We start from the raw sequence: 19,768 nt of genomic DNA on the forward strand, positions 1-19,768 counted from the left end.
TCCCGAACCATGAAAACGCCCCATGTTTCACTCCCACGGCCCGAGGACGAAAACCTTGGCGTCGGCGCGAATATGGCTTACGGCCTGCAACATGTGTTGACCATGTACGGTGGCATCGTCGCTGTGCCACTGATCATCGGTCAGGCCGCCGGTTTGTCACCGGCGGACATCGGCCTGTTGATCGCGGCGTCATTGTTCGCGGGGGGGCTTGCAACATTGTTGCAAACCCTTGGCCTGCCGTTTTTCGGCTGTCAGTTGCCTCTCGTGCAGGGCGTTTCGTTTTCCGGGGTCGCGACCATGGTGGCGATCGTCGGCAGCGGCGGAGAAGGGGGGTTCCAGGCCATCCTCGGAGCGGTGATCGCCGCGTCCTTGATCGGCTTGCTGATTACTCCGGTGTTCTCGCGAATCACCCGGTTCTTTCCGCCGCTGGTCACTGGCATCGTCATCACCACCATTGGCCTGACCTTGATGCCGGTAGCTGCTCGCTGGGCAATGGGCGGCAATAGCCATGCCGCCGATTTCGGCAGCATGGCCAATATCGGTTTGGCCGCCGTCACCCTGGTTCTGGTGCTGCTGCTGAGCAAAATGGGCAGCGCGACGATCTCGCGGCTGTCGATTCTGCTGGCAATGGTCATTGGCACGGTCATCGCCGTATTCCTGGGTATGGCGGACTTTTCATCCGTCAGCCAAGGCCCGATGTTCGGTTTCCCCACACCTTTCCACTTTGGCATGCCGACTTTTCATGTCGCGGCCATTCTGTCGATGTGCATCGTGATCATGGTGACATTGGTGGAAACGTCCGCCGATATCCTCGCGGTGGGCGAGATCATCGATACCAAAGTCGACTCCAGGCGGCTGGGTAACGGCTTGCGGGCCGACATGCTGTCGAGCATGATCGCGCCGATCTTTGGCTCTTTCACCCAGAGCGCCTTTGCCCAGAATGTCGGACTGGTGGCGGTGACGGGGATCAAGAGCCGTTTCGTGGTGGCAACTGGCGGGGTATTTCTGGTGGTACTCGGGCTGCTGCCGTTCATGGGCCGAGTGATCGCGGCGGTGCCGACTTCGGTGTTGGGCGGTGCCGGTATTGTGCTGTTCGGCACCGTGGCTGCCAGCGGCATCCGCACGCTGTCAAAAGTCGACTACCGCAACAACGTCAACCTGATCATCGTCGCCACCTCTATCGGTTTTGGCATGATTCCCATCGCCGCGCCGAATTTCTACGATCATTTCCCGAGCTGGTTCGCGACGATCTTCCATTCGGGCATCAGCTCTTCGGCGATCATGGCAATCGTGCTGAACCTGGCCTTCAATCACTTCACCCGGGGTAACTCGGATCAACAGTCTGTATTCGCCGCCGGTACCGAGCGGGTGTTGCGTTATCAGGACCTGGCGGCGCTGCGTGAAGGCGACTACTTCAGTGACGGCAAGCTGCACGACTGCGATGGTAACGAGATTCCGGTGGTGTCGGAGGCAGCCCATGCTCCGGTAGAGCATGGCCCGGTACGATTGAAAAGCAGCGAGCACGTCTAGCCTCGTGACGACGGCGCTTGCTCGGCTTTATGTCTCTTAATAAGGAAAGGCCTGTGATCGAGGATCACAGGCCTTTCCTTTTGCCTCAGAGACTGATCACCAGCGCCCGTAATGACCGCGCGGTGGGCCGTAGTAATAGCCCCGTGGTGGCCCGTAATACACCGGCGCCGGACGATAGTAGACAGGGCGCTCGATGTAGACCGGCTGTGGCTGGTAGTAGACCGGTGGCGGCTGCTGCACATAAACCGGTTGTGGCTGGACGTACACCGGTTGCTGCACGTAGACCGGACGATCACGGTTGATGATCGCTGAGCCGACGATGGCCGAACCAACGATTGCGCCAAACACGGCGGGCCCCTCCCAACCACCTCGACCATGGGCGGATGCCTGGCCGGTGACCGCGAGTGCCCCCATGAGCAGGGCGATGATGGGGAGTTGACGGTTCATAACGATTCCTCGTTTTGGCCCCGGCGCCTGTGGTCTGCAACAGACCCGAATGAGGGTCGCGGGGATACTTGCTCTGACAGCGATTTTTTCAGAATTTGCCGTGCCGTTGGGTAAATATTGTGTAAGGTCTGTAGCGGTTTCTTTACTGCAAGGAGTCACGCATGCAGATCAACCCCAACAAAGACACTCAACTGTGCATGTCACTATCGGCGCGCCCTGGGAACTTCGGCCTGCGCTTTCACAATCACCTGTATGAGCAACTGGGGCTGAATTTCTACTACAAGGCATTCAGCAGCCAGGACTTGCCCGGTGCTGTAGGCGGCATCCGCGCCTTGGGCATCCGCGGGTGCGGGGTGTCGATGCCGTTCAAGGAAGACTGCATCGCCCTGGTCGACGAACTCGATCCTTCCGCCGCCGCGATCCAGTCCATCAATACCATCGTCAACACCGATGGCCATTTAAAGGCCTACAACACCGACTACATCGCGATCGCCCAATTGCTGCAAACCCATGCGGTGCCCAAGGATTCAACCTTTGCTCTGCGCGGTAGCGGCGGCATGGCCAAGGCCGTGGCCAGCGCCTTGCGCGACGGTGGTTACTCAAACGGTTTGATCGTGGCCCGCAACGAAACCGCCGGGCGAGCCTTGGCCGGCTCCCTGGGTTACGAGTGGCAGGCTGAACTGGGGCAGCGACGGCCGCAGATGCTGATCAACGTCACGCCGATCGGCATGACCGGTGGCCCGGAAGCCGATCAACTGGCGTTCGAGCCCAACACCATCGCAGCGGCCGAGACGGTGTTCGATGTGGTGGCGATCCCGTCGCAAACGCCGCTGATCGTGCGCGCCAAGGCTGAGGGCAAACGGGTCATCACCGGGCTCGAAGTGATTGCGATCCAGGCCCTGGAGCAGTTTGTCCTGTACACAGGCGTGCGGCCCAGCGCGGAACAATTCAAGAAGGCCGTGGCGTTCGCTCGATCCTGATTACTCCAGTCGCGCCAGCCGTTCTTCCAACGCCGCGATCCGCGCTTCGAGTTCTTCGATGCGCTCCAGCGACACGCCGCTGCCGGCACCACGCTCCACGGGATGCTGGCGGGCGGCGAGGATCGCTTCGATATCCGCCGGGTCGCCCATGGCGTGCATGTAACGGTCTTCCCGCTGGCCGGGCTGGCGCGGCACCAACAGCGCCAAGCCACGGGCGATCAGCCGTTCAAGCTGATGCACCACCTGTTCGGTGTCTTCGAAATCGTGCATCCGCCCGCTACGGGTCAGCAGTTCATTGACTGTCTGCGGGCCGCGCAAGAACAGCAACCCCATCAGAATCACTTGGGCCGGCACCAGCTCCAGGGCCTTGTCGACCCGATGCTCCCAGCGGTCGGCGCGGCTGCCCATCACCAGTTTGGTAAAGCCGCGACCTTCCAGCGCACGCAGGCTCTGGCCGACCTGGCCCGGATTGAGGTTCATGACCGGCTCACGGCTGGTCTTCTGGTTGCAGGCCAGCACCAGGGCGTTGAGCGTCAGCGGGTAGGTCTCGGGGTTGGTGGCCTGCTTTTCGACCAGCGCGCCGAGAATGCGGATTTCCGTGCTGTTGAGCCGCGGTTCTTCGGCCGGGCTTTGTTCTTCGATACTCATCGCGCGTTCCCTATGCTGTGGAAGCCGCCTAGCCTAATCCTTGCGCAATAAAAGACAAGGTGCGCAACAAGGCGTGGCTATAATCGCACCCGTTTGATTTGTCCTTTCCTGCCACCTGCATGAGATCGCCATGACTATTTCCCTGTACGCCGCTTCCATCCCGGTTTTCAAGCAGATGCTCAACGCCCTGAGTGATGTCCTGAACAAGGCTGAAGCCCACGCCACTGCGAAAAACATCGACCCTAACGCGTTCCTGCAAGCCCGCCTGTACCCTGACATGTTCCCCCTGGTACGCCAGGTGCAGATCGCGGTGGACTTCGCCAAAGGCGTGTCCGCGCGTCTGGCCGAGCTTGAAGTGCCGAAATATGACGACAGCGAAACCACCTTTGCCGAACTGCAAGCCTTGATCACCAAGGTATTGGCGTTCATCGACGGCATCAGCCCCGAGCAGATCGACGGCAAGGAAGGCATCGAAATCGTCACCCGTCCGGGCACGCCGAAGGAAAAACGCTTCACCGGCCAGAACTACCTCCTGACCTATGGTCTGCCGCAGTTCTTCTTCCACGTCACCACCACCTATGCGCTGCTGCGCCACAATGGCGTGGAAGTGGGCAAACGCGACTACATGGGCGCGTTCTAAACCCGCCAGCATGAAAAAGCCCGGGACGGTGTGGGCCGTCCCGGGCTTTTTTGTGGCGGTCTGTTTACACGGTGGCTGTGCCATCGCTATCGCGAGCAGGCTCGCTCCCACATTGGATTTGTATCTGCCACAAACCCTGTGGGAGCGAGCCTGCTCGCGATGACGGTCATACCTCCAGCGCCGCTGTCAGGCCACGCGTTCGCGCTTCTCTTCCTCACCCAAGCAAGCCGCCGCGGTGAACAGCACATCGGTAGAGGAATTGAGCGCAGTCTCCGCCGAATCCTGCAGGACGCCGATAATGAAGCCCACGGCGACCACCTGCATGGCGATGTCGCTGGGAATACCGAACAGGCTGCATGCCAGGGGAATCAGCAACAGCGAACCACCGGCCACGCCGGACGCGCCGCAGGCACAAATGGCCGCGACGACGCTCAGCAGCACGGCGGTCGGCACGTCCACCACGATACCCAGGGTATGTACCGCCGCCAGGGTCAGTACGGTGATGGTAATGGCGGCGCCGGCCATGTTGATGGTCGCGCCCAGCGGGATCGATACCGAATAGGTGTCTTCGTGCAGGCCCAGGCGTTTGCTCAGTTCCAGGTTCACTGGGATATTCGCCGCCGAACTGCGGGTGAAGAACGCGGTAATGCCGCTCTCGCGCAGGCAGGTAAAGACCAGTGGGTACGGGTTGCGACGCAGCTTCCAGAACACGATGAGCGGGTTCATCACCAGCGCCACGAACAGCATGCAGCCAATCAGCACGGTCAACAGGTGAAGGTAGCCCAGCAACGCGCTGAAGCCTGAGGTTGCCAGGGTCGAGGCCACCAGGCCGAAGATCCCCAGCGGGGCGAAGCAGATGACCACGCGCACGATCACGGTCACGCCGTTGGACAGATCCCCGAGCACGGTACGGGTGGTTTCGCCAGCATGGCGAATGGCAATGCCCATGCCGATGGCCCAGGCCAGAATGCCGATGAAGTTGGCATTCATCAGGGCGCTGACCGGATTGTCCACCACGCTGAGCATCAAACTCTGCAGTACTTCGCCGATGCCGCCGGGGGCGGTGACGGCGACGTCATGGGACACCAGGACAAGGCTGGACGGAAACAGGGTACTGGCAACCACCGCGACCACTGCGGCGGCGAAAGTGCCGAGCAGGTACAGGAAGAGAATGGGCCGGATATGGGTTTCCTGACCGTGCTTGTGGTTGGCGATCGACGCCATGACCAGCACGAACACCAGGATCGGTGCCACGGCCTTGAGCGCTGACACAAAGACCTTACCGATGAAAGCGGTGGACTTGGCAAGGTCCGGTGCCAGCCACGCCAGGATGATGCCGGCGATCAGACCGATGACGATTTGCGTCACCAGGCCGGTGCGTTTGAGGCGGTGTAGAACGGAAGGAGACAAAGCAGTCATAACGGCATCTCTGATTTTTTTTGTGTGCAACGGTCGACCCCTCAGGGCAACAGGCGGGCAGGCCACGTGAGCGGGACCGAAAAGAAAGTACAGCGTTTGCAGGCCGCGGACTTTATCACAGCCCGCGGAAAAACCTGACGGACCTGTGACGATCCGTCGCTTGGGCGTTCACACGCGTTTGTCTGAGGGGCGCATTCTGTTAGGCTTTGGGCCAATCCCCTTTCTACTCTGCCAGCGACCCTTTTGGGCTGACGCTGGTGTCGTTGTTTTGCTGGAGTTCTGCATGTTGTCTGTTTTTCTGTTGTCGGCGGCTGGTTTTACAGTGCTGACCACCGAATTCATTATCGTCGGCCTGTTGCCATCCATCGCCCGCGACCTGCAAGTCACGATTGCCCAGGCCGGGCTGCTGGTGACGTTGTTTGCATTTACCGTGGCGGCATTCGGGCCGTTCCTGACCGCCTGGTTCGCCCGCTTTGAGCGGCGCAAGCTGTTTATCAGCGTGTTGGTGATGTTTGGTCTGGCCAACACACTGGCGGCGCTGGCCCCCAATATCGGCGTAATGGCCGTCGCCCGATTGATCCCAGCCTTGGGGCTACCGGTGTTCTGGGCATTGGCCAGCGAAACGGCAGTGGACATTGTCGGGCCGCAGTTTGCCGGGCGGGCCATCGCCCGGATCGGGTTCGGCATTGTCTGTGCCACGGTGTTCGGTATTCCGGTAGGCACGCTGATTTCTGATGCGTTCGGCTGGCGCAGCGCCTTTGCTATCCTGGCGTTCGTTGCGTTCGCCAAGGCCTTGCTGCTGTTTGTCTACCTGCCCAAAACCAATCTGCATCAGCACCAGGTCAGTTTGCGCTCGCAACTCAAGATATTGCGCAGCCCGTTGATGCAGGGCCATGTGCTGCTGTCGATCCTGGTGTTCAGCGGCATGTTCACCGCGTACACCTACCTGGCCGATATCCTCGAGCGCCTGGCCGGGTTCGACGGCACACTGGTGGGCTGGTGCCTGATGGGCTTCGGGGCCGTGGGGCTGGTGGGTAACTCTCTGGGCGGCCGCGCGGTGGACCGACACCCTTTGATCGCCTCGATGGTGTTTTGTCTGTTCCTGATCGGCGGCATGGTGGCGCTGGTGCCGAGCATTCATTCGACCGTCGGGCTGGCGGCAGCGATGGGCATCTGGGGAGTGACCCAGGCGGCCCTGTTCCTGGTCAGTCATGTACGACTGATGAAGGCCGCGCCTGAGGCTCCAGCCTTTGCCGCATCGCTGAACATCGCCGGGGCCAATCTGGGAATTGGCTTGGGGGCGATGGTCGGTGGGCGCGTCATCGATACCCTGGGCCTGGGCAGCGTTGGTTTTGCCGCGTCCGGGTTCATCCTCATATCGATCCTGCTGGCGTTATTGCTGATGACCTTCAAGCCCCGTGCCGCCTGCGCGCAGTCCTAAGCGCTGAACAGCTCGCGTCGGGCACCTTCGGCGATGGCGACGATGCCCGGATGGCTGACCTTGCGCTCCACGGAAATGGCATAGAACGACTCGCTGACCGCATCGGTCTGGCCGATCACCTGTACGCCGTACTGACGCTGAACTTCTTCGGCGATCACGCTCGGGCCGATGAAAATTCCGCTGCCTGATTGCCCGAAGGCCTGCATCAGCGCGCTGTCGTCGAATTCGCCGACGATGCGTGGCTGGATCTGTTGCTCGGCGAACCAGCGTTGCAAGCGGCTGCGTACCACGGTTTCGGCACCTGGAATCAGCAGCGGGGCGTCATTCAGGCTGCGGGGGAAATCCTGCCCATAGCGCTCGGCCAGCGCAGCGGTGGCAAAGAAGCTGATCCCGCACTCTCCCAACTTCTGGCTATAACCCTTGATGTCCAGGTGGGTCGGCATCGGGCTGTCGGAAATCACCAGGTCCAGGCGCTGGATCGCCAGGTCCGCCAACAGCCGCTCGAGTTTGTCTTCGCGGCAGGTGATGCGCAGCGGCTCACTCAGCTCCATGGTCGGCGCCAGCAGCCGATAGACGATGGACTTGGGCACCACATCTGCCACCCCGACCCGGAACAGCGTCTGCTGCTCATTGGGTTGGGCCCGGAGCATAAGCTCCAGTTCGCCACCCAACTGGAACATGTGTTCGGCATAGGGCAGCGTCTGGCGGCCAGCCTCGGTCAGTTCCAACTGTCGCCCGACGCGGCGAAACAACTTGATGTTAAAGGTTTGCTCAAGCAGCGAAATCTGCCCGCTGATGGTTTGTGGTGTCAGGTTCAGTTGCTCGCAGGCCCGCACGATGCTGCCGGTCTTGGCCACCACCCAGAAGTAATGCAACTGTCGGTAATTGAGCATAAGGTACACCGATTCGTAAAAATCGAAGTATAACCGCTGAAAATACGAATTTTCCTGAAGTATTCACCTCTCTAGAATGCCGGGCCATCGGTGAGCCACCTTTGGTGCTCTGTTTAACCCTGAGAGGCATTTATCCATGACGTACAAAACCCTGGGTTTGGCGGCCTTGTTGGCAGTGTCTTCAATCGCCCTTGTTGGCTGCGAACAGGCCGAAAAAAGTGCCCAGCAGTTGATGGGGCAAGCCGCGGAAACGGCCAAGCAGGCAATCGATGACACCCATAAGGCTGCCGAACAGGCGATCAGCGAGGCCACTGGCGGGTTGATCAGCCCCAAGAAGCAGCCGGCGGATGAGGCTGAAGAATCCGAAACCTCCACCCAAACCATTTAACCCCGTCATATCGAGTCAGGACTGACCCATGGATTATCTTTTACAACTCGCTGCCAGCCCCACTGCATGGATCGCGCTGGCGACTCTGGTCGTCATGGAAATCGTGCTCGGCATCGATAACCTGATCTTCATTTCGATCCTGACCAATAAACTGCCCGAACAGCACCGCGCCAAGGCGCGGCGTATCGGCATTGGCATGGCGCTGATCCTGCGCCTGGGCTTGTTGAGTACCATTGCTTTCATCGTGCAGTTGACTGAGCCGGTTATCGAAATCCTCGGTCAGGCATTCTCCTGGAAGGACATGATCCTGATCGCCGGCGGCCTGTTCCTGCTGTGGAAAGCCACCACCGAGATCCACCACAGCATGGACCCGGCACCGAATGATCCGAAATCCGCCACCTCCGGCGTGACCCTCGGATTTGCCGCCGCGATCGGTCAGATCCTGATGCTGGACCTGGTATTTTCCATCGACAGCATCATTACCGCCGTGGGCATGACCGAGCATCTGCCGATCATGATCATCGCCGTCGTGATCTCGGTGTTGGTGATGTTGCTGGCGGCCGAGCCGCTGGCCAAGTTCATCAACGACAACCCGACAGTGGTCATGTTGGCGCTGGGCTTCCTGATCATGATCGGCATGACGTTGATCGCCGAAGGCTTTGGTGCTCATGTGCCCAAGGGCTATATCTACGCAGCTATGGCGTTCTCGGCAGCGATCGAGGTGTTGAACATGATGTCGCGTCGTCGTCAGCAAAGGGCGTTGGCTGACAAAGCCTGATTACAGGCACTCAAAAGCCGCCCGGGTCCATGCCCGGGCGGCTTTTTTTTTGGATTTTTGAAGGGCGGCGGGACGGTCAGTGTGCGGCGGCGTGGCGCCTGGCCGGTTTTGGTGCTTTTTCCGCCCGCGCTGGTCGTGGCGCAGGATGATGGCGGCGTGCAATGCGCAAAACGCCCCACAGCATGGCTGTGGCGACGCTTAACCAGCCGAATATCAGCATCAGGATTGTTGTGGTCAGGCTCATCTGTGCCTCCTTCTGCCCAAGTTCAGGGCGACGCACTCGTTACAATGGACAGTCTAGTCGCTAAAGTGTTGCAGGGAATCGATCGGTATTGATGACAGACGGACCGCTTCGTTCTATCGCCGCGATGGGACTGCTGTTTAAGGCTATACCCACGTCTGTCTGCACCTTATGATCGACGGCCCTTGCCTGGCCCGATGTCGGGTGCCTTAACAAGAGAGTCCTAATGTTTCCGGTAATTTCCTCTTTTCGATCACTGGTACTGGTGACGGCCTGCCTGGCGGCCCTGGCGGGTTGCGCAGGCAGTGTGTCGCCGCAGATTCAGCGCCTGCCCGAGCGGGTGGAACTCAACAGCGTGCCGTTCTTTCGTGGCGAAATGTACCAGGGTGGCCCCCAGTCGCTGGCCAGCCTCTTGACGCTGCAAGGCACGGTAATCACCCCGGGGCTGCTGGAGAAGCCTCTGCATCTGCCGGAAGGCGAGGCTCATTTGCAGCAGAACCTGCAGACCCTGGCGCGAGAATATGGGCTGGTGGTGTACCCCCTCGACAGCGAACTGCCGGCACTGTTGGAGCAAGTCGCGGCAGGTTATCCCGTGTTGGTGCGCTATACGGAGGGGTCGGCTTTCTGGTCTGGGCCCAGGTACGGCATTCTCGTCGGTTATGACCGCCAAAAGCAGACGGTCTTGCTGCGATCAGGGATGAACCGGCGGCTGCTGATGAGCTTCAGTGGGTTTGAGTCGGCTCTCAAGGATGCTGGAGGCTGGGCGGTATTGGTCCAGCGACCTACGCAGCTCCCGGCCAAGGTAGACTCTCAGCGCTGGCTGAAAGCTGCGGGCGAACTGGCCGGGGCAGGGCAGGAGCAGGCAGCGGCCCGGGCGACTCAAGCCCTGAGCGGCGCACACTGATCTCACCCCCGTTCGTCACTTGTCGGGCACCACCCGCCATGCCAGAGGCTCCTAACCTCAGGGCCGGAATATCCGGCCCATGCTTGCGAGGAGAAAAGCATGGCACAGTCGAAAACACCTACGGGGCCACATTCTTCCGAACATTCTTCAGGCGATGATTTGGGATTTGATCCCGATTCGCCGGATCTCGGCGATCCTCAAGTCGATCCGATAGGCCCCGCCAAGGCGCCTCTGGACGAAGAGGATGAGCAGGAAGAGCCCGGTTCCAGAGCGTATGACCCGCTGGGTGATCTAAAACCTTGAATAAAACAAAGCCCCGATGAGTCGGGGCTTTGTTTGCCTGATTAATTAATTCGACGCTTCGACTACACCGGTTTGGCGGCTCTTGAGGTTCTTGGCCGCCTTGTATTGAAGGGCCGCGGCAGGGACGCTGGCGCTTTTGCCGGTTTCCACCCAGCTACGGATCCGGCTGGCATCGGCGAAGTGGGTGTATTTCCCAAACGCATCCAGCACCACCAAGGCCATCGGTCGATTGCTCATTTTCGTCACCAGTACCAGGCAGTGGCCGGCCTGATTGGTGAAGCCGGTCTTGGTCAGTTGGATGTCCCAGCCAGCCTTATGGACCAAGTGGTCGGTATTGCGAAAGCCCAGGCTATAAACCGGTTTGCGGAAGGTTACGGTCTTTTCCTTGGTGGTACTCAGTTCGCTCAGCAATGGATATTTGCGTGCCGCGATCAGCAGTTTGGTCAGGTCCCGGGCGGTGGATACGTTGTGAATCGACAGGCCTGTGGGCTCGACATAGTGGGTGCTGCTCATGCCCAGCGCCTTTGCCTTGGCGTTCATGGCCGCGATGAACGCTGCGTACCCGCCCGGGTAGTGGTGGGCGAGGCTGGCGGCGGCGCGGTTCTCCGACGACATCAGGGCAATCAGCAACACGTCCCGGCGTGACAGTTCGCTGTTGAGCTTGACCCGGGAAAATACCCCCTTCATCTCCGGTGTATTGGCGATGGTCATGGAGATGTATTCATTCAGATCCTGCTTGGCATCCAGCACGATCAGACCGGTCATCAATTTGGTCACCGAAGCGATGGGCACCACTACGTCGGGATTGCTGGCATAAACGACTTTATTCGTCTGCAAGTCCAGCAGTATCGCGCTGCCCGAGGCGACTTGCAGTTTTGAGGTGTCTCGCGGAGTGGCGATAGTTTCCTGCGCCTCGACATTCTGCGTGATAAAGGTACCTGTGAAAGCGAAGAACAGGCTGAGGATAGAAAGACGGATTTTCACGCGAGTAGACTCGATAGAGTTGAAGGTGCCGTGCAGCAATGGCTTGTTAAAAATGCGCTGCATTTTATGAGTATGGGCGACGACAGCGCCATATGCCTGTACCGCCGGAGCTTGCGATTAAATAAAGTTTAATGAAGGGCGCAAAAACTCCTGTGGGAGCGAGCCTGCTTGCGATAGCGGTGTGTCAGTCAGCATGGATGAAGGCTGAGACAAAGCTATCGCGAGCAGGCTCGCTCCCACAGGGATTGGAACTGCGCTGAAAAGGCGTATCAGCTATGCAGCGTTTCCGCCGCATACAAGGTGTTTTCCAGCAGACAGGCACGGGTCATCGGACCTACGCCGCCAGGGACTGGAGTGATCCAGCCTGCACGAGGCAGGGCGGTTTCGTAGATCACGTCACCGACCAGCTTGCCATCGTCCTGGCGGTTGATGCCCACGTCGATGACGATGGCGCCTTCCTTGATCCACTCGCCCTTCACCAGGCCAGGCTTGCCGGCGGCAACGACCACCAGGTCGGCGCGGCCGACGTGTCCAGCCAGGTCCTTGGTAAAGCGATGGGTCACGGTGACGGTGCAGCCGGCCAGCAGCAACTCCATGGCCATCGGACGGCCAACGATGTTGGACGCGCCAACCACCACGGCATCGAGACCGTACAGGTCCACGCCGGTGCTTTCCAGCAACGTCATGATGCCTTTGGGGGTGCAGGGGCGCAGCAGCGGGATACGCTGGGCCAGGCGACCGACATTATAAGGATGGAAGCCGTCGACATCTTTGTCCGGGCGGATACGCTCCAGCAGTTTGGAGGCGTCGAGGTGTTCAGGCAGAGGCAGTTGGAGCAGAACGCCATCGATGTTCGGGTCGTCGTTCAGGCGATCAATCAGATCAGCCAATGCTTGCTGAGTGGTTTCGGAAGGCAGGTCGTAGGCCTGGGAAAGGAAGCCGACCTCTTCACAGTCTTTACGCTTGTGCGAGACATAAACCTGAGAGGCAGGATCGCTGCCGACCAGGATCACCGCAAGGCCGGGCGTGCGCAGGCCTTGCTGGCGACGCTCGGTGACTCGTTGGGCGATCTGCTGGCGCAGGCTGGCGGCGATCGATTTGCCGTCGATAAGTTGTGCAGTCATTGCGCGTGGTTAACCATCGAGAGGGGAAAAAAAGAGAACGCATTCTCGCATGCCGAGGCGTGAGGGCAAAGGCGCTTGGTCTGCAAATTCCCCTAACCCCTTTAATTAAATGAATTTTTTTTAAAAAAGAGTTGACGACCTATCAGGCCGTCTATAACATTCGTCGCACTTGTCGGGCACAGCCTAGCACTGGTTAAGAAGGTGGAGCAGAGTTGGTTGTTTTAACTCGGTAACACTGAAAGCACTTAGTTTGTAATCGTCCAAGAATACAGATTAAAAAGGCGCCCGTAGCTCAGCTGGATAGAGCATCCGCCTTCTAAGCGGATGGTCGCAGGTTCGAGTCCTGCCGGGTGCGCCAATTAGGCAGCTTTGGCACAAGTAAGGCAACAAGGCAATATGGTGGGCGTAGCTCAGTTGGTAGAGCACGGGATTGTGACTCCCGTTGTCGTGGGTTCGATCCCCATCGTCCACCCCATATTCTAGAAAGGCGCCAGATTAACAGTCTGGCGCCTTTGCTTTAAAAGCTTGATACGCGGATGTGGTGGAATTGGTAGACACACTGGATTTAGGTTCCAGCGCCGCAAGGTGTGAGAGTTCGAGTCTCTCCGTCCGCACCATACAAGTCGCTATTTAAATAGCAGAGAACGGCGCAGTACCTGAAGAGGGCTGCGCCGTTTTTGTATTCATGATTTTTTGTCGTCGGCCCTGGTTCAGGGTTGTGCGGGGTGCCCGGGTCGTCACGATTGTGTTTCCTGATGATGCGCGGCATGCCCGTTGGTCTCCTCGCGAGACCGGATGCCGGGCGCGCGGGTTTGCTGCTCCTATATATAGAAGCATTGACCCAGAGCCTTGCAGTGATCGACTGTATTTGCAATCCGGGCGAGGCATGACCGTATGTCCGCTCCTAAATTCGGCGCCTGTTTCCAGCCCTTTTTCAGTAGGGTGACTTCTTGAGTTTGACCTACTAGAATGCATGCCCTTGATTCTGGGGTCGGAAACGCCCGGCCAACGTCTGTGCAACGAGGAATATCCATGCAAGTTTCTGTTGAAAATACTTCTGCTCTTGAGCGCCGCATGAGCATCACCGTGCCGGCTGAGCGCATCGAGACTCAGGTCAACAAGCGTCTGCAGCAGACTGCCCAAAAGGCCAAAATCCCAGGTTTCCGCCCAGGCAAAGTGCCAATGAGCGTGATCCGTCAGCGTTATGAAGCTGACGCACGCCAGGAAGCCGTGGGCGATGTGATCCAGTCTTCGTTCTACGAAGCGGTCGTCGAGCAGAAGCTGAACCCGGCCGGTGCTCCGTCCGTCGAGCCTAAAGTGCTGGAAAAGGGCAAGGACCTGGAGTTCATCGCCACGTTCGAAGTGTTCCCTGAGTTCACGGTTGCCGGTTTCGAGTCCATCTCCGTCGAGCGTCTGAGCGCCGATGTTTCGGATGCCGACCTGGACAAGATGCTGGACATCCTGCGCAAGCAGAACACCCGTTTCGAAGTGGCCGATCGTGCTGCCCAGAACGAAGATCAACTGAACATCGATTTCGTCGGCAAGGTCGACGGTGAAGTGTTCGCCGGTGGTTCCGCCAAGGCTACTCAGCTGGTGCTGGGCTCTGGCCGCATGATCCCTGGCTTCGAAGATGGCCTGGTTGGCGCCAAGGCCGGTGAAGAGCGCGTTCTGAACCTGACCTTCCCTGAGGATTATCAGAACCTGGACCTGGCTGGTAAATCCGCCGAGTTCAGCGTGACCGTCAACAGCGTTTCCGAGCCGAAACTGCCAGAGCTGAACGAAGAGTTCTTCGCCCAGTTCGGCATCAAGGAAACCGGTCTGGAAGGTTTCCGCGCCGAAGTTCGCAAGAACATGGAGCGTGAGCTGCGTCAGGCCATCAAGTCCAAGGTCAAGAACCAGGTCATGGACGGTCTGCTGGCCTCCAACCCGATCGAAGTGCCAAAGGCTCTGCTGGACAACGAAGTGAACCGTCTGCGTGTACAGGCTGTTCAACAGTTCGGCGGCAACATCAAGCCGGATCAACTGCCCGCTGAGCTGTTCGAAGAGCAAGCCAAGCGCCGCGTTGTGCTGGGCCTGATCGTTGCTGAAGTGGTCAAGCAGTTCGAACTCAAGCCTGACGAAGCCCGCGTTCGCGAGCTGATCCAGGAAATGGCTTCGGCCTATCAGGAGCCTGAGCAAGTCGTGTCCTGGTACTACAAGAACGACCAGCAACTGAACGAAGTCCGTTCGGTTGTGCTGGAAGAACAAGTTGTGGATACTGTTCTGCAGAAAGCTAGCGTGACCGATAAAGCGGTCTCTTACGAAGAAGCGGTCAAGCCGGTGGAAGCTCCACAAGCCGATTGATCGTTCTGCGGTAAGAAATACACACCCATAAGCCAGCCTTCGCGCTGGCTTATGCGTATTCAAGACATAACTATTTGGGAGTGACTGCGAGACATGTCCCGCAATTCTTTTTATCAGCAGAGCTCTGACATCCAAGCCGCAGGCGGCCTGGTCCCGATGGTTATCGAGCAGTCTGCCCGTGGCGAACGTGCCTATGACATCTACTCGCGTCTGCTCAAGGAACGCGTCATCTTCCTGATCGGCCCCGTTGAAGACTACATGGCCAACCTGGTTGCGGCGCAACTGCTGTTCCTTGAAGCGGAAAACCCGGACAAGGATATCCATCTGTACATCAACTCACCTGGTGGCTCGGTGACAGCAGGCATGTCGATCTACGACACCATGCAGTTCATCAAGCCTGACGTTTCCACCATCTGCATCGGCCAGGCCTGCAGCATGGGCGCATTCCTGCTCGCCGGTGGCGCAGCGGGCAAGCGTCACTGCCTGCCTAATTCGCGCATGATGATTCACCAGCCGTTGGGTGGTTTCCAGGGGCAGGCGTCGGATATCGACATCCATGCCAAGGAAATCCTCCACATTCGTTCGCGCCTGAACTCGCTGCTGGCCCATCACACCGGCCAAAGCCTCGAAACCATTGAGCGTGACACCGAGCGTGACAACTTCATGAGCGCTGAGCGTGCGGCCGAATATGGCCTGATCGACTCCGTGATCAACAAGCGTCAAATGCCTGCCTAAGCCGCTCAAAATGCAGGTGGTTGGGATGACCGGCCGCCTGCGGGCTTGAAAAAGCCCGCAATTGCCTTCATCTTGTGTTGCAAGCCTATCGGATTTGGATCGATCGAATGACTGACACCCGCAACGGCGAGGACAACGGCAAACTGCTTTATTGCTCCTTCTGTGGCAAAAGCCAGCATGAAGTACGCAAATTGATTGCCGGCCCCTCGGTCTTCATTTGCGACGAGTGCGTCGACCTGTGCAATGACATCATCCGCGAGGAGGTGCAGGAAGCCCAGGCCGAAAGCAGCGCGCATAAGTTGCCTTCGCCTAAAGAAATCAGCGGCATCCTTGATCAATATGTCATTGGTCAGGAGCGCGCGAAAAAGGTACTGGCCGTAGCGGTGTACAACCACTACAAGCGCCTGAACCAACGTGACAAAAAGAATGACGAGGTCGAGCTCGGCAAGAGCAACATCCTGCTGATCGGCCCGACAGGCTCGGGTAAAACCCTGCTTGCCGAAACCCTGGCCCGTTTGCTGAACGTTCCGTTCACCATCGCCGACGCAACCACCCTTACCGAGGCGGGTTATGTGGGTGAGGATGTCGAGAACATCATTCAGAAACTGCTGCAGAAGTGCGATTACGATGTGGAAAAGGCCCAGATGGGTATCGTCTACATCGACGAAATCGACAAGATTTCCCGCAAGTCCGACAACCCGTCCATCACCCGGGATGTTTCCGGCGAGGGCGTGCAGCAGGCCTTGCTCAAGCTGATCGAAGGTACCGTGGCTTCCGTTCCGCCTCAGGGTGGTCGCAAGCATCCGCAGCAGGAGTTCCTGCAGGTCGACACGCGTAACATTCTGTTCATCTGCGGTGGCGCGTTCTCCGGCCTGGAAAAGGTTATTCAAAACCGTTCCACCCGTGGCGGCATTGGTTTCAACGCCGAAGTGCGCAGTAAGGAAGAGGGTAAGAAGGTCGGTGAATCCCTGCGTGAAGTCGAACCTGATGATTTGGTCAAGTTCGGTCTGATCCCGGAATTCGTGGGTCGCTTGCCGGTCCTGGCGACACTGGACGAGTTGGATGAAGCTGCACTGATGCAGATTCTGACCGAGCCGAAGAATGCCCTGACCAAGCAATATGCCAAGCTGTTCGAAATGGAAGGTGTAGACCTGGAGTTCCGTTCCGACGCGCTGAAATCGGTTGCCAAACGAGCCCTGGAGCGTAAAACCGGTGCCCGTGGGTTGCGCTCGATTCTGGAAGGCGTATTGCTCGACACGATGTATGAGATCCCCTCGCAGTCTGAGGTGAGTAAAGTCGTGATCGATGAAAGCGTTATAGAAGGTAAGTCCAAGCCTTTGTATATCTACGAAAACAAAGAGCCGGCTGCCAAGGCCGCGCCGGACGCTTAAGCGTCCCGGTGCCGGAATAAAGAAGGGGCCTTCGGGCCCCTTTGCTTTTTGCGCGTTTTAGACGTGTCTTTGCGCTTGTTTTTTTTCAAGGCTGCCCCCATCTTGGTTTCAAGCTTACTTCCATCTGTTTCCGGCCTTGTGGCCGCCGTAGAGGCGAAATCATGAAGACAACCATCGAATTGCCTCTCCTGCCATTGCGTGATGTCGTGGTTTATCCGCACATGGTTATCCCGCTGTTCGTGGGGCGCGAGAAGTCTATCGAAGCCCTCGAGGCTGCGATGACGGGTGACAAGCAGATTCTTCTGTTGGCGCAGAGAAATCCTGCTGACGATGATCCCGGCGAAGACGCACTTTATCGCGTAGGCACAATTGCAACAGTTCTGCAGCTGCTCAAGCTGCCCGACGGCACCGTCAAGGTCCTGGTCGAAGGTGAGCAGCGTGGCACGGTCGAGCGTTTCAGCGAAGTGGACGGCCATTGCCGGGCCGAAGTGTCGCTGATCGACGAAGTGGACGCGCCCGAGCGTGAGTCTGAGGTGTTTGTCCGCAGTCTTCTGTCGCAGTTCGAACAATACGTGCAGTTGGGCAAGAAGGTGCCTGCTGAGGTCCTGTCGTCGCTTAACAGCATCGACGAACCTGGGCGGCTGGTCGATACGATGGCGGCCCACATGGCCCTCAAGATCGAGCAGAAGCAGGAAATTCTCGAAATCATCGATTTGTCTGCCCGTGTCGAACACGTGCTGGCACTGCTGGATGGCGAAATCGACCTACTGCAGGTCGAGAAGCGCATTCGTGGTCGCGTCAAGAAGCAGATGGAGCGTAGCCAGCGCGAGTACTACCTGAATGAGCAGATGAAGGCCATTCAGAAGGAACTTGGCGATGGTGACGAAGGGCACAACGAAATCGAAGAGCTGAAAAAGCGCATCGATGCTGCGGGCCTGCCCAAGGATGCACTTGCCAAGGCCCAGGCCGAGCTGAACAAGCTCAAGCAAATGTCGCCTATGTCTGCCGAAGCCACTGTGGTGCGCTCCTATATCGACTGGCTGGTTCAGGTGCCTTGGAAGGCGCAAAGCAAGGTCCGTCTGGACCTGGCCCGCGCCGAAGATATTCTCGATGCCGACCATTACGGTCTGGAAGAGGTCAAGGAACGTATCCTCGAATACCTCGCCGTGCAAAAACGCGTGAAGAAAATTCGCGGGCCGGTACTGTGCCTGGTGGGGCCTCCCGGGGTCGGTAAAACATCGCTGGCAGAGTCGATTGCCCACGCGACCAATCGTAAATTCGTGCGCATGGCCCTCGGTGGCGTGCGCGATGAAGCGGAAATTCGGGGGCATCGCCGCACTTATATCGGGTCGATGCCAGGAAGATTGATTCAAAAGATGACTAAGGTTGGCGTGCGCAATCCGCTGTTTCTTTTGGATGAAATCGACAAGATGGGCAGCGATATGCGCGGCGATCCCGCTTCTGCGCTGCTCGAAGTGCTCGATCCGGAGCAGAATCACAATTTCAACGATCACTATCTGGAGGTCGACTACGACCTGTCGGACGTGATGTTCCTCTGCACCTCCAACTCCATGAACATTCCGCCAGCACTGCTGGACCGGATGGAGGTGATCCGTCTGCCGGGCTACACCGAAGACGAGAAGATCAACATCGCCGTCAAATACCTTTCGCCCAAGCAGATCCAGGCCAACGGCCTGAAAAAAGGCGAGCTGGAATTTGACGAGGAAGCGATTCGCGACATTATCCGCTACTACACTCGCGAGGCGGGTGTGCGTGGTCTGGAGCGGCAAATTGCCAAGGTCTGCCGCAAGGCGGTCAAAGAGCATGCGCTGGAAAAACGCTTCGCGGTCAAGGTTACTTCGGACCTGCTGGAGCACTTCCTGGGTGTTCGCAAGTTCCGCTACGGCCTCGCCGAGCAGCAGGATCAGATTGGTCAGGTGACTGGCCTTGCGTGGACTCAGGTCGGTGGCGAGTTGCTGACTATCGAAGCGGCCGTAGTACCGGGCAAGGGTCAACTGATCAAGACCGGTTCGCTAGGCGATGTGATGGTCGAGTCGATCACCGCAGCGCTGACGGTCGTGCGCAGCCGCGCCCGGAGCCTGGGCATCCCCCTGGACTTCCACGAGAAGCGCGACACCCATATCCACATGCCTGAAGGGGCTACGCCCAAGGACGGCCCGAGCGCCGGCGTAGGCATGTGCACGGCCCTGGTATCCGCGCTGACCGGCATTCCTGTGCGCGCCGACGTCGCCATGACGGGTGAAATCACCCTGCGTGGCCAGGTATTGGCCATCGGCGGTCTGAAGGAAAAACTGCTGGCGGCTCACCGTGGCGGGATCAAGATCGTGATCATTCCCGAGGAGAATGTCCGCGATTTGAAGGAGATTCCTGACAACATTAAGCAGGATCTTCAGATCAAACCGGTTAAATGGATTGACGAGGTCCTGCAAATTGCGCTGCAATACGCGCCGGAGCCCTTGCCGGATGTGGCTCCGGAGATAGTCGCGAAGGAAGACAAGCGAGAGTCTGACTCTAAGGAAAGAATTAGCACGCATTAATACGCATTTGCCTGGGGGGCT

Annotated in this window: 19 protein-coding genes and 3 tRNA genes; 15 read left to right on the plus strand and 7 right to left on the minus strand. The window is 58.5% G+C overall.

The annotated features are described in order from the left end of the window. Positions 1 to 9 precede the first annotated feature (9 nt). Complete coding sequence (locus BW979_RS13010; RefSeq protein ID WP_047228511.1) at positions 10 to 1,530, plus strand: nucleobase:cation symporter-2 family protein; 1,521 nt, start codon at positions 10 to 12, stop codon at positions 1,528 to 1,530. A gap of 96 nt (positions 1,531 to 1,626) precedes the next feature. Here the strand turns inward: BW979_RS13010 and BW979_RS13015 are convergent, their stop codons facing one another. Then, positions 1,627 to 1,977, minus strand: a complete 351-nt coding sequence (locus BW979_RS13015) for a hypothetical protein (RefSeq protein WP_047228510.1) — start codon at positions 1,975 to 1,977, stop codon at positions 1,627 to 1,629. Positions 1,978 to 2,138: 161 nt separating this feature from the next. Between BW979_RS13015 and BW979_RS13020 the strand changes: the two genes are divergently transcribed. Next, on the plus strand, positions 2,139 to 2,957 hold the full coding sequence (locus BW979_RS13020) for a shikimate 5-dehydrogenase (RefSeq protein WP_076383963.1): 819 nt from the start codon (positions 2,139 to 2,141) through the stop codon (positions 2,955 to 2,957). On the opposite strand, the gene BW979_RS13025 is transcribed toward BW979_RS13020, so the two are convergent. After that, positions 2,958 to 3,605, minus strand: coding sequence for a YceH family protein (locus BW979_RS13025; protein ID WP_047228508.1), 648 nt, complete (start codon positions 3,603 to 3,605; stop codon positions 2,958 to 2,960). It abuts the gene before it with no gap. A 130-nt stretch (positions 3,606 to 3,735) separates the two neighbouring features. Between BW979_RS13025 and BW979_RS13030 the strand changes: the two genes are divergently transcribed. After that, positions 3,736 to 4,245, plus strand: a complete 510-nt coding sequence (locus BW979_RS13030) for a DUF1993 domain-containing protein (RefSeq protein WP_047228507.1) — start codon at positions 3,736 to 3,738, stop codon at positions 4,243 to 4,245. A gap of 186 nt (positions 4,246 to 4,431) precedes the next feature. On the opposite strand, the gene sstT is transcribed toward BW979_RS13030, so the two are convergent. Continuing rightward, positions 4,432 to 5,664 (minus strand): serine/threonine transporter SstT, encoded by a 1,233-nt coding sequence (gene sstT / locus BW979_RS13035; RefSeq protein WP_047228506.1) that lies wholly within the window; start codon positions 5,662 to 5,664, stop codon positions 4,432 to 4,434. 283 nt (positions 5,665 to 5,947) lie between these two features. Between sstT and BW979_RS13040 the strand changes: the two genes are divergently transcribed. Then, positions 5,948 to 7,105, plus strand: coding sequence for an MFS transporter (locus tag BW979_RS13040; RefSeq protein WP_047228505.1), 1,158 nt, complete (start codon positions 5,948 to 5,950; stop codon positions 7,103 to 7,105). On the opposite strand, the gene nhaR is transcribed toward BW979_RS13040, so the two are convergent. Continuing rightward, positions 7,102 to 7,998, minus strand: a complete 897-nt coding sequence (gene nhaR / locus BW979_RS13045; protein WP_076383964.1) for a transcriptional activator NhaR — start codon at positions 7,996 to 7,998, stop codon at positions 7,102 to 7,104. The genes BW979_RS13040 and nhaR overlap by 4 nt on opposite strands. Before the next feature lie 136 nt (positions 7,999 to 8,134). Between nhaR and BW979_RS13050 the strand changes: the two genes are divergently transcribed. Then, on the plus strand, positions 8,135 to 8,386 hold the full coding sequence (locus tag BW979_RS13050; protein WP_047228503.1) for a hypothetical protein: 252 nt from the start codon (positions 8,135 to 8,137) through the stop codon (positions 8,384 to 8,386). A gap of 28 nt (positions 8,387 to 8,414) precedes the next feature. Then, positions 8,415 to 9,164, plus strand: coding sequence for a TerC family protein (locus BW979_RS13055; RefSeq protein ID WP_047228502.1), 750 nt, complete (start codon positions 8,415 to 8,417; stop codon positions 9,162 to 9,164). Between the two features lie 76 nt (positions 9,165 to 9,240). Here BW979_RS13055 and BW979_RS27605 read toward each other — a convergent pair whose 3' ends face one another. Then, complete coding sequence (locus tag BW979_RS27605; RefSeq protein WP_171061342.1) at positions 9,241 to 9,408, minus strand: hypothetical protein; 168 nt, start codon at positions 9,406 to 9,408, stop codon at positions 9,241 to 9,243. A 223-nt stretch (positions 9,409 to 9,631) separates the two neighbouring features. On the opposite strand from BW979_RS27605, the gene BW979_RS13060 reads away from it, so the two are divergent. Further along, the gene (locus BW979_RS13060; protein WP_047228501.1) at positions 9,632 to 10,309 is read left to right on the plus strand and encodes a peptidase C39 family protein; all 678 of its coding nucleotides are present in this window, start codon (positions 9,632 to 9,634) and stop codon (positions 10,307 to 10,309) included. Positions 10,310 to 10,408: 99 nt separating this feature from the next. Next, positions 10,409 to 10,612, plus strand: coding sequence for a DUF6021 family protein (locus tag BW979_RS13065; protein ID WP_076383965.1), 204 nt, complete (start codon positions 10,409 to 10,411; stop codon positions 10,610 to 10,612). A gap of 45 nt (positions 10,613 to 10,657) precedes the next feature. On the opposite strand, the gene pbpG is transcribed toward BW979_RS13065, so the two are convergent. Together pbpG and folD are read right to left on the minus strand one after the other, a co-directional pair. After that, complete coding sequence (pbpG, locus tag BW979_RS13070; RefSeq protein WP_076386598.1) at positions 10,658 to 11,596, minus strand: D-alanyl-D-alanine endopeptidase; 939 nt, start codon at positions 11,594 to 11,596, stop codon at positions 10,658 to 10,660. Positions 11,597 to 11,865: 269 nt separating this feature from the next. Continuing rightward, the gene (gene folD / locus BW979_RS13075) at positions 11,866 to 12,720 is read right to left on the minus strand and encodes a bifunctional methylenetetrahydrofolate dehydrogenase/methenyltetrahydrofolate cyclohydrolase FolD (protein ID WP_047228500.1); all 855 of its coding nucleotides are present in this window, start codon (positions 12,718 to 12,720) and stop codon (positions 11,866 to 11,868) included. Positions 12,721 to 13,001: 281 nt separating this feature from the next. Here folD and BW979_RS13080 point away from each other — a divergent pair. The 7 genes from BW979_RS13080 to lon all read left to right on the plus strand — a co-directional run bounded on the left by BW979_RS13080 (position 13,002) and on the right by lon (position 19,747). Further along, positions 13,002 to 13,078, plus strand: a tRNA-Arg gene (locus BW979_RS13080). Between the two features lie 41 nt (positions 13,079 to 13,119). Continuing rightward, positions 13,120 to 13,195 (plus strand) — tRNA-His (locus tag BW979_RS13085). Between the two features lie 57 nt (positions 13,196 to 13,252). After that, a tRNA-Leu gene (locus tag BW979_RS13090) sits at positions 13,253 to 13,337 on the plus strand. Positions 13,338 to 13,752: 415 nt separating this feature from the next. Continuing rightward, positions 13,753 to 15,063 (plus strand): trigger factor, encoded by a 1,311-nt coding sequence (gene tig, locus BW979_RS13095; protein ID WP_076383966.1) that lies wholly within the window; start codon positions 13,753 to 13,755, stop codon positions 15,061 to 15,063. 93 nt (positions 15,064 to 15,156) lie between these two features. Beyond that, positions 15,157 to 15,798 carry an ATP-dependent Clp endopeptidase proteolytic subunit ClpP gene (gene clpP / locus BW979_RS13100; protein ID WP_003183177.1) on the plus strand — a complete coding sequence of 214 codons (642 nt, stop codon included), beginning with the start codon at positions 15,157 to 15,159 and terminating at the stop codon, positions 15,796 to 15,798. Between the two features lie 107 nt (positions 15,799 to 15,905). After that, complete coding sequence (clpX, locus tag BW979_RS13105) at positions 15,906 to 17,189, plus strand: ATP-dependent Clp protease ATP-binding subunit ClpX (RefSeq protein ID WP_047228498.1); 1,284 nt, start codon at positions 15,906 to 15,908, stop codon at positions 17,187 to 17,189. 161 nt (positions 17,190 to 17,350) lie between these two features. Then, a complete protein-coding gene (gene lon / locus BW979_RS13110; RefSeq protein WP_076383967.1) occupies positions 17,351 to 19,747 on the plus strand; it encodes an endopeptidase La in 2,397 nt (798 codons plus the stop codon). Positions 19,748 to 19,768: the final 21 nt, after the last annotated feature.

The sequence above is a fragment of the Pseudomonas sp. A214 genome (assembly GCF_900156295.1).
In the GTDB taxonomy this organism is placed as follows: domain Bacteria; phylum Pseudomonadota; class Gammaproteobacteria; order Pseudomonadales; family Pseudomonadaceae; genus Aquipseudomonas; species Aquipseudomonas rhizophila.

Bases quoted from the DNA above. Each gene is read 5' to 3' on its own strand.
- BW979_RS13030 (WP_047228507.1), top strand. From the start codon at position 3,736: ATGACTATTTCCCTGTACGCCGCTTCCATCCCGGTTTTCAAGCAGATG.
- BW979_RS27605 (WP_171061342.1), bottom strand. From the start codon at position 9,408: ATGAGCCTGACCACAACAATCCTGATGCTGATATTCGGCTGGTTAAGC.
- BW979_RS13025 (WP_047228508.1), bottom strand. From the start codon at position 3,605: ATGAGTATCGAAGAACAAAGCCCGGCCGAAGAACCGCGGCTCAACAGC.
- sstT (WP_047228506.1), bottom strand. From the start codon at position 5,664: ATGACTGCTTTGTCTCCTTCCGTTCTACACCGCCTCAAACGCACCGGC.
- BW979_RS13050 (WP_047228503.1), top strand. From the start codon at position 8,135: ATGACGTACAAAACCCTGGGTTTGGCGGCCTTGTTGGCAGTGTCTTCA.
- folD (WP_047228500.1), bottom strand. From the start codon at position 12,720: ATGACTGCACAACTTATCGACGGCAAATCGATCGCCGCCAGCCTGCGC.
- tig (WP_076383966.1), top strand. From the start codon at position 13,753: ATGCAAGTTTCTGTTGAAAATACTTCTGCTCTTGAGCGCCGCATGAGC.
- BW979_RS13055 (WP_047228502.1), top strand. From the start codon at position 8,415: ATGGATTATCTTTTACAACTCGCTGCCAGCCCCACTGCATGGATCGCG.
- BW979_RS13015 (WP_047228510.1), bottom strand. From the start codon at position 1,977: ATGAACCGTCAACTCCCCATCATCGCCCTGCTCATGGGGGCACTCGCG.
- BW979_RS13060 (WP_047228501.1), top strand. From the start codon at position 9,632: ATGTTTCCGGTAATTTCCTCTTTTCGATCACTGGTACTGGTGACGGCC.
- clpP (WP_003183177.1), top strand. From the start codon at position 15,157: ATGTCCCGCAATTCTTTTTATCAGCAGAGCTCTGACATCCAAGCCGCA.
- BW979_RS13065 (WP_076383965.1), top strand. From the start codon at position 10,409: ATGGCACAGTCGAAAACACCTACGGGGCCACATTCTTCCGAACATTCT.
- nhaR (WP_076383964.1), bottom strand. From the start codon at position 7,998: ATGCTCAATTACCGACAGTTGCATTACTTCTGGGTGGTGGCCAAGACC.
- lon (WP_076383967.1), top strand. From the start codon at position 17,351: ATGAAGACAACCATCGAATTGCCTCTCCTGCCATTGCGTGATGTCGTG.
- BW979_RS13010 (WP_047228511.1), top strand. From the start codon at position 10: ATGAAAACGCCCCATGTTTCACTCCCACGGCCCGAGGACGAAAACCTT.
- BW979_RS13040 (WP_047228505.1), top strand. From the start codon at position 5,948: ATGTTGTCTGTTTTTCTGTTGTCGGCGGCTGGTTTTACAGTGCTGACC.
- clpX (WP_047228498.1), top strand. From the start codon at position 15,906: ATGACTGACACCCGCAACGGCGAGGACAACGGCAAACTGCTTTATTGC.
- BW979_RS13020 (WP_076383963.1), top strand. From the start codon at position 2,139: ATGCAGATCAACCCCAACAAAGACACTCAACTGTGCATGTCACTATCG.